A 7926-nucleotide genomic window follows, 5' to 3' on the forward strand; every position below is an offset into this window, starting at 1 on the left:
ATACTTTCCCACTGACACCATCCTGTTTGATGGCGGTGTAGAGGTCATTGGCCAAGGTTCCGGATATGAACACCAAAGTCGTTCTGGGCAGCATGCCGATCGTTCCAAAAATCACCAGTTTTTTCCAGCCTGATTTAATTAGGGCAAAAATCAGGTTGGACATGGCAAAAGGGATAACAGGGCTTAATCGGACAAAAAAGATCAATTCCCCCATCCGGCCACTTTTTCTTACCAACATGGTTTTTGCTTTAGGATATTTCTCCAATATCACATCAAGGCTCTCACCGCTAAGCTTTTTCCCCCAACCATATCCTAAAAGTGTTGCCAAGGTATAGCCCAATACCAGCCAAGGAAACGCCTGCCAACCAAAAATGAACCCTGACAATCCAGCGATCAAAGTCGTGGGCATCAATGCCAAACCCATAAGAAAGATGCTGACCAACAATCCTAAAAACACGGTGCTGAAATCGGCAAAATCCAATTCAGATAAAAAACTGTTGTATCTGACTGCCAATGGAACAAAAACCAGAGAACCTATCGATGGCATGAAACTTACCCATAGCAGGGCAATTGCCACCACAGGGTTTTGCTTTCCAGCTAATCTGAACTCCTTGAATATTCCTTGCTTTTTTTCCATCTTTGGGCCTCGTAACCGCAAAGGAAAGAAAATCCTCATCAAGCCACCAATACTTGATTTGATTTCATCCAAATCACTTTAAAAAGGAACCTTATAGCCTAAATAAGTTTTATTCCATAAAAATTACCCTCATTCCTGAATATTGAAGGTATCTTAATTAATGAGATGGTTAAATAAATTATCAAGGCTTTCATCGGTCATCGGACATCGGACATCTGACCCATTATAGAATGGATATCACGTGTCTGTCATCACTTCAAACAATTAATATTAAGAAATAGTAATTAAAGAAAATTATGAAATTTGGTACCAAAGCAATACATGCCGGTGTAGAACCGGATCCAAGTACAGGGGCGATTATGACTCCTATTTTTCAGACTTCCACCTATGTGCAGCGTTCTCCCGGAGATCACAAAGGCTATGAATATTCCAGAACACACAATCCTACCCGGACGGCCTTGCAGAATAATCTGGCAGCTTTGGAAAACGGTAATCACGGGCTATGTTTTTCCTCAGGATTGGGTGCCATTGATGCCATTATCAAATTGCTGAACCCGGGAGATGAAGTCATCAGTACCAATGACCTTTATGGTGGATCTTACAGGATTTTCACAAAGGTATTTGAGCGGTACGGCATCAAGTTCCATTTCATTTCCATGGAAGACCCAAGGACTATTGAGAATTATATAACTTCCCATACCAAACTGATTTGGGCAGAAACACCTACCAATCCGATGATGAACATCATTGATATTGAGGAAATTGGAAAAGTAGCCAAAAAGCACAATATTCTGTTTGGTGTGGACAATACCTTTGCAACTCCGTTTTTGCAGAATCCTTTGGATTTGGGGGCGGATATTGTGATGCATTCTGTGACCAAATATCTTGGCGGCCACTCTGATGTGGTGATGGGGGCATTGGTGGTGAATGATGATCAATTGCAGGAAAAATTGGCATTTATCCAAAATGCCTGTGGCGCTACTCCCGGTCCTCAGGATTGTTTTTTGGTGTTGAGAGGGATCAAGACATTGCACCTGAGAATGGAAAGGCACTGTGAAAATGGTGCTGCCATTGCCCGGTTTCTGAAAGATCATCCTAAAGTGGATAAAGTCTATTGGCCGGGATTTGAAGACCATCCCAACCATAAAATAGCCAAAAAGCAGATGAGGGATTTTGGGGGAATGATTTCTTTTACCATTAAAGGAAATAAGATAGAAGATGCCCATAAAGTATTGGAAAACCTGCATTATTTTACCCTTGCAGAATCTTTAGGGGGAGTGGAGTCATTGAGCGGCCATCCTGCAAGCATGACCCATGCCAGTATTCCTAAGGAGGAGCGGGAAAAAGTCGGATTGGTGGAATCCCTGATTCGATTGAGTGTGGGAATTGAGGATATTGAGGATCTGAAAGAGGATCTTGATCAGGCCTTGGCAAAGGTTTGATAAAAGAATCTGTCATCACTCAAATTATTTAATTGAAGACCGGATATTGTTTATGTCCGGTTTTTTTATTTGGGATTAGGGGAACGCAGATGACGCAGATATAGCTGATTTTCGCTGATTTTTTAAAATTGGAATGATAATAAGATATTCTCTTCTAAAAAATGTTTTTTCATTTCTGAAGTCTAGATGTATTATTTTCGTCTTTGGACCAAATGCTTTTCAATTTCCTTTTCAGTTGGTCTTTGGCCAGGATCTCTAAGGTTTTGGAGTTCTGGGCTTAATTTCACTTCTATTTTTTCAAACTCCTTTAATGCCCTGATATGGGACTCAAATAATATTCTTACACTAGTGGAGTTGGATCTAGCATAGTTTTTGGCCCAAGTGATCAATTCCATGTCCTTGATATCGAGTGTTAATTTTTCCATATCTGGATTTACATGATGATTATTCATAAATATACTTAGTTTTCCTATTCTTGAAAACAAATTTGTGTAAGAATTAGGATTCAAAAAACCGTCCGTTGACGGGCAAAAATGTTCGCAATTTTTTCTAGCTCAAATCAGAATCTTCCTCCAACAGCCTGAATTACCTATTTATGTATGGCACGGGTATGGATAATGGGTTATGGATTGTTTTTAAATTGTTGTTGCTTTTTAGTAAAGTGGCGGAGCAATGAAAACTAGACCGACCTATAAATAAAAACCAATCATGCTAAGAAACTACCTTAAAATCGCCTGGAGAAACCTTTTGAAAAAGAAAGCATACTCCTTTATCAATATTTTTGGATTGGGATTGGGGATGGCTTGTTGTTTCATGATTTTTATGTTTGTGCAGGATGAGCTTTCTTATGATACTTACCATGAAAAGGGAGATAGAATATACCGTTTGACACATGGGAGTCTTCCATCTGAAGACCAACCTGAAAATGCGGGAGCAAATCCATTTTGGGTTTGGAATAACGCACCGGTGGGGCCTGCTCTCAAAAGTTATTTTCCTGAGGTCGACAAAATTGTCCAGTTTTCAGGCAGCTCTGATATCCTGTTGACTGATGGAGAAAATTCATATCAGGAAGAGGGGGTGTTTTTTATGGATTCGACAGCTTTTGATGTCTTTAGTTGGAAGGTGGTTAAAGGCGATCCCAAAAATGCATTGACCGCACCATACAGTATGGTGATGACGGAAAGTACCGCCAAAAGGTATTTTGGAAACGAAGATCCGATCGGCAAAACCATGAAAGGAAGTGACTCCCCGGGAAGGTCAAACGCCGGGGATTATACTGTAACAGCAGTGATTGAAGATGTTCCTGCCAACTCCCATTTCAAATTCAATATACTGCTATCATTGAGCACCTTTAGAATATCAATCCCCCAAGTTTTTGAATACTGGGGATATGCAGATTTCTATACTTATTTCTTGGTCAATGAAAATTTTAACCTTGACTCCTTTAAACAAAAAATCCCTGATTTTCTGGCTGCAAGGCAGGACAATCCACTCTATACCATCCGTGTCGAGCCTTTGAAGGATTTTTACCTTAGAACAGATGCTGATAGACAACCCGGCGAAACAGGGAGCTTGTCCAATATTTATGTTTTTTCGGTGATTGGAATTTTTATTTTGGTTATTGCCATGATCAACTTCATGAACCTGTCCACAGCCAGATCCATGGAGCGGGCCAAGGAAGTCGGTATCCGGAAATCCGTCGGAGCAGACAGGACGCATCTTGTATTCCAATTTTTGGGAGAGTCCATCATCATCGTATTTCTGGCCATGATTGCTGCTGTCATTTTTGTAACATTAGCAATGCCGCTGATGAACAGCATTACGGGCAAAGAATTGCTGTTGGATAGGTTTGTCGATCTGCAAACCGTCATTGCTTTAATAGGGGTTCTATTCGTAGTAGGAATATTGGCAGGGTCTTATCCCGCCTTTGTTTTGTCCGGATTTAGGCCGGTTCAGATCCTAAAAGGGATTTCTGTAGCCAATAGCAGTGGGGTCAGCTTAAGAAAGGGACTTGTGGTTTTTCAGTTCAGCTTGTCCATCATCCTCATTGCAGGAACCATCATTGTGTATAACCAAATGAACCACCTGCTTGACAAAGACATGGGATTTGACAATGAACAGATGCTGGTGCTTGATTATAATTATGATGAAATTGTAAACAACAGATCAAGTGCCCTCAAAAGCGAACTGGAATCAAATCCTGCCATCTTATCTGCTGCTTTTTCGAGAAGCGTACCGGGTGGTTATTTCCCAAATGCCGGAACTGAAATAGAGAATCCCGATGGGGAAATGAAAATGGACGGACAGGCAATATTCCAGGTTGGGATAGATTTTATAGATCATTTTGATATGGAATTGGTTGTGGGAAGATCATATTCAAGGAATTTCCCATCTGATTCGACTTCGGCCCTGGTAGTCAACGAAGCTGCTGCCCGACAATATGGCTATGCCAATCCTGCTGACATTGTTGGGAAGAAATTTGACCAGTGGGGTAGGGCAGGAGAAGTAATAGGAGTGGTGAAGGATTTTAATTTTATTTCCCTTCATCGCACCATCGAGCCATTGACTTTGCCATTTGAAGCCTATGCCAGTCGTTTCCTATCTCTCAAAGTAAAGTCTGACAATTTGCAAAAAACCATTACTGAAGTTGAGGAGGTTTGGAAGAGCATTGCACCACATAGGCCGTTTTTGTACAGTTTTTTGGATGAAGATTTCAATAAACAATATCAAGCTGATTTCAAATTCAGAAAGATTTTTACCACATTTTCGATATTAGCAATCCTAATTGCCAGTTTGGGATTGTTCGGTTTGGCTACCTATACGGCAGAAATCAGGACCAAGGAAATAGGTATCAGAAAAGTACTTGGTGCAGAGGTTTCAAGTATAGTCACATTGTTGTCCAAAGATTTCATCAAACTTGTATTGGTAGCTATCGTACTTGCCACTCCGGTCACTTATTATGCCATGAATAAATGGCTGGAAGGATTTGCCTATAAAGTGGAAATCGGTTGGTGGGTTTACTTATTGGCGGGAATGGTCGCGGTCATCGTGGCTTTGACCACCATCAGTTCCCAGGCCGTCAGAGCAGCGATGCTGAACCCGGTGAGGAGTCTGAAGAGCGAGTGAGGGGAAGGATGAGGGATGAAGGTTGGGTAGTGGAAGCGAGAAGCGAGAAGCGAGATGCGAGGGCCAAGAGTCTAGAACCAAAGCCTGCCCCGAGTATCGGGGAGCCAAGATACAAGAGGCTGCTGTTCGCCATTTAGAATGGCGGACGACAGATAAATAGGATTTGTAATCCTAATCTCAATTAGGCTGTAAAATTGGAATTACAAATTCCTTTAATCTGTCCTCGCAATTGCAAATTGCGAGGAGCGGGGATTCAAAATGCCGTAGGCATGACCGATGTAATAGCCCGGTAATTTATTGCCGGGTAAATATATTGAGTATATGTGCCCGAAGCACGGACGATGTAGAATTAATTAATGTGGGTTGAATTGGGAGAAGCTTTTGACGAGAGTAATGAGATAAGAACCAATGCATGCCCTGAGAATCGGGGAGCCAAGTGGCTAGAACTAAGAGACAAGAACCAAGAACCAAGAAAAAAAACCGTAATTCAATGTCTACCCGAGTATCAGGGAGCTAAAATTACCCGATCCGAAAGAGAGAGAAATAGGTTTCAGAAAACTTTCTTTAAAAGATACACTACTCATAAACCATTCAATCTTTCACCATAAACCTTATTCCCATGACTCACATAGCTATACCCATCCCAACTTCATCAGGAAAACAGGACATTCAAATTGAAGTGACGATCAACAACCAAAAACAGGCCCTTCATTACAAGGTGGAGTTGTTCTATTGGGACGATTGTCAGAATCCACAAGGGCACCGGGCAGATTGCCTTTCAGAGATGCTGTCGCACCATGATCCAAATTGGACACTTTACTACATTGGAGCCCCGACGGAGAAGTTTGTGCCGATAACTTTTGTGGAGAAGAAATATTGATATTAGAAATTGATGGATATTTTGTGGGGATGGATAGATATATGCTTCGCGAGATAAATAGATATATGCTTCGCGATATAAATAAATATAATGCCTTCGGCGATATAAAAAGTTTGAAATAAATTGATATATGCATTGCGATATAATTTGATATAATCCCTTCGGCGATATAATGTTCCACCATCACGGCTATGTTGGAATCAATATCCATCAATATCCAATATCCATGAATATCTTCCAGAAACCGGTATCAAAATATTTCTATTTATTTCTACCATATTTCAATTATTTCCCAAGCAATAAACCAAATTACCCTCTACCAAAAACCAAACAACCATGATCAAAAACAACGTCAAAATCGCAATGCGTAGCCTTTTGAAGCAGAAGGTCTATACGTTAATCAATAGTTTGGGATTGGCAGTTGGGGTGGCAAGCTGTGTGCTGATCGTGCTTTTTATCCAAAATGAATTTTCCTATGATAAATTTTTCAAGGATCAGGACAGGATTTACAGGATGTCTTTGGAGAGGATTTACCCCAACCACTCGACCTATTATGCGATTATTCCCCATTCATTCGCAGGGGTTGCTTTGGATTCTTTTGATGAGATTGAAGCCGCTACCATTGCTTCTAGGAACACCAATGTGGAACTGACTTACATCAACCAAAGAGAGGAGGAAGTCCGGTTTGATGAAGAAATGATCTTGGCGGCGGACAGTTCTTTTTTCAAGGTTTTTGATTTCATAATACTGAAGGGAAAAACAGAAAACCTGTTGGCACTTGGAAGTGAAATGGCAGTGACTGAGGAATTTGCCAAAAGGTATTTTGGGGATGAGGATCCTATCGGAAAGTTGATCAGGATAGGGGAAAACCTTGAATTTACCGTAACTTCTTTGTTGGCTGATCTTCCCCAGAATTCCCATTTCAAATTCAGCGCTATCATTTCCAATGAAGTAAATCCTTTTTTTAAACAGGAGAATTTTACGGGATTTTCTGCCTACACCTATTTCAAGCTTAAAGAAGGAGCAGACCCAAAGTCCCTTGAAGCAGGAATTCCAACTTTGGTGGACAAATATGCCGCAGGTCAGATAGAAAGGGAACTAGGTAAATCATGGGCAGAATATAGAAATGCCGGGAACGGGTACCGCTATTTTCTACAACCACTGAATGATATCCACCTTTTCCCGACTTACTTAGAGGCGCAGATGAAGCCTTCAGGTAACATCAATTCAGTATATATTCTGATAGCTGTTGCATTTTTGATTTTAGGCATTGCTTGTGTGAATTTTATGAACCTCGCCACTGCACGCTCTTCCGAAAGAGCCAAGGAAGTAGGTATCAGAAAAGTGATGGGTTCACTCAGGCCACAGTTGATGCGGCAATTTTTGACGGAGGCTATTATTCTGAGTGCTGTTGGGGTGTTTTTGGCTTTAGTGATTGTACAGGTCGCGATTCCTTTTTTCAATGTATTGACCGAAAGGAACCTGCAGTTTCCGATTGACCTCACCTCAGGTTTGGCCATTTTCGGACTGATCCTTTTTGTAGGTCTTTTGGCTGGGATTTATCCTGCAATGGTACTTTCTTCCTTCAAACCGATCGATGTCATGAAGGGACAGTTTACAGGCAGCCAAAAAGGTAAATGGATCAGAAATGGCCTTGTCGTCTTTCAGTTTTGGATTTCCATCATCCTGATCATTGGGACATTGGTGATCCGGGACCAGATGAAATACATGCAGAATGTATCTTTGGGATTTGATAAGGAACATGTTTTGGTTGTAGAAAGGGGATTTAGCTTTGGGCCGCAAAATCTAAAAACCTTTGTGGAAGAACTCAGAAAAATGCC

General features: G+C 41.1%; 6 protein-coding genes. 4 read left to right on the plus strand and 2 right to left on the minus strand.

The features are described from left to right. Nucleotides 1–637: TVP38/TMEM64 family protein (locus ACEW8O_RS04410; protein ID WP_373493412.1), on the minus strand; the 637-nt coding region annotated here is incomplete at its 3' end. Between the two features lie 296 nt (nt 638–933). On the opposite strand from ACEW8O_RS04410, the gene ACEW8O_RS04415 reads away from it, so the two are divergent. Next, nucleotides 934–2079 (plus strand): cystathionine gamma-synthase, encoded by a 1146-nt coding sequence (locus tag ACEW8O_RS04415; protein ID WP_373493413.1) that lies wholly within the window; start codon nt 934–936, stop codon nt 2077–2079. 191 nt (nt 2080–2270) lie between these two features. Here the strand turns inward: ACEW8O_RS04415 and ACEW8O_RS04420 are convergent, their stop codons facing one another. Beyond that, nucleotides 2271–2504, minus strand: coding sequence for a DUF6364 family protein (locus ACEW8O_RS04420; protein ID WP_373493414.1), 234 nt, complete (start codon nt 2502–2504; stop codon nt 2271–2273). Nucleotides 2505–2787: 283 nt separating this feature from the next. Between ACEW8O_RS04420 and ACEW8O_RS04425 the strand changes: the two genes are divergently transcribed. The 3 genes from ACEW8O_RS04425 to ACEW8O_RS04435 form a co-directional block, all read left to right on the plus strand. Beyond that, entirely contained in the window at nt 2788–5205 is a 2418-nt protein-coding gene (locus ACEW8O_RS04425) for an ABC transporter permease (RefSeq protein ID WP_373493415.1), read from the plus strand. Nucleotides 5206–5824: 619 nt separating this feature from the next. After that, complete coding sequence (locus ACEW8O_RS04430) at nt 5825–6085, plus strand: hypothetical protein (protein ID WP_373493416.1); 261 nt, start codon at nt 5825–5827, stop codon at nt 6083–6085. A gap of 336 nt (nt 6086–6421) precedes the next feature. Next, a partial coding sequence (locus ACEW8O_RS04435) for an ABC transporter permease (protein ID WP_373493417.1) occupies nt 6422–7926 on the plus strand: 1505 nt, incomplete at its 3' end.

Source organism: Aquiflexum sp. (genome assembly GCF_041749095.1).
GTDB lineage: Bacteria > Bacteroidota > Bacteroidia > Cytophagales > Cyclobacteriaceae > Aquiflexum.

What these genes read in the sequence shown, in the direction of transcription:
- ACEW8O_RS04430 (WP_373493416.1), top strand. Translation starts at nt 5,825, where the DNA reads ATGACTCACATAGCTATACCCATCCCAACTTCATCAGGAAAACAGGAC.
- ACEW8O_RS04420 (WP_373493414.1), bottom strand. Translation starts at nt 2,504, where the DNA reads ATGGAAAAATTAACACTCGATATCAAGGACATGGAATTGATCACTTGG.
- ACEW8O_RS04415 (WP_373493413.1), top strand. Translation starts at nt 934, where the DNA reads ATGAAATTTGGTACCAAAGCAATACATGCCGGTGTAGAACCGGATCCA.
- ACEW8O_RS04425 (WP_373493415.1), top strand. Translation starts at nt 2,788, where the DNA reads ATGCTAAGAAACTACCTTAAAATCGCCTGGAGAAACCTTTTGAAAAAG.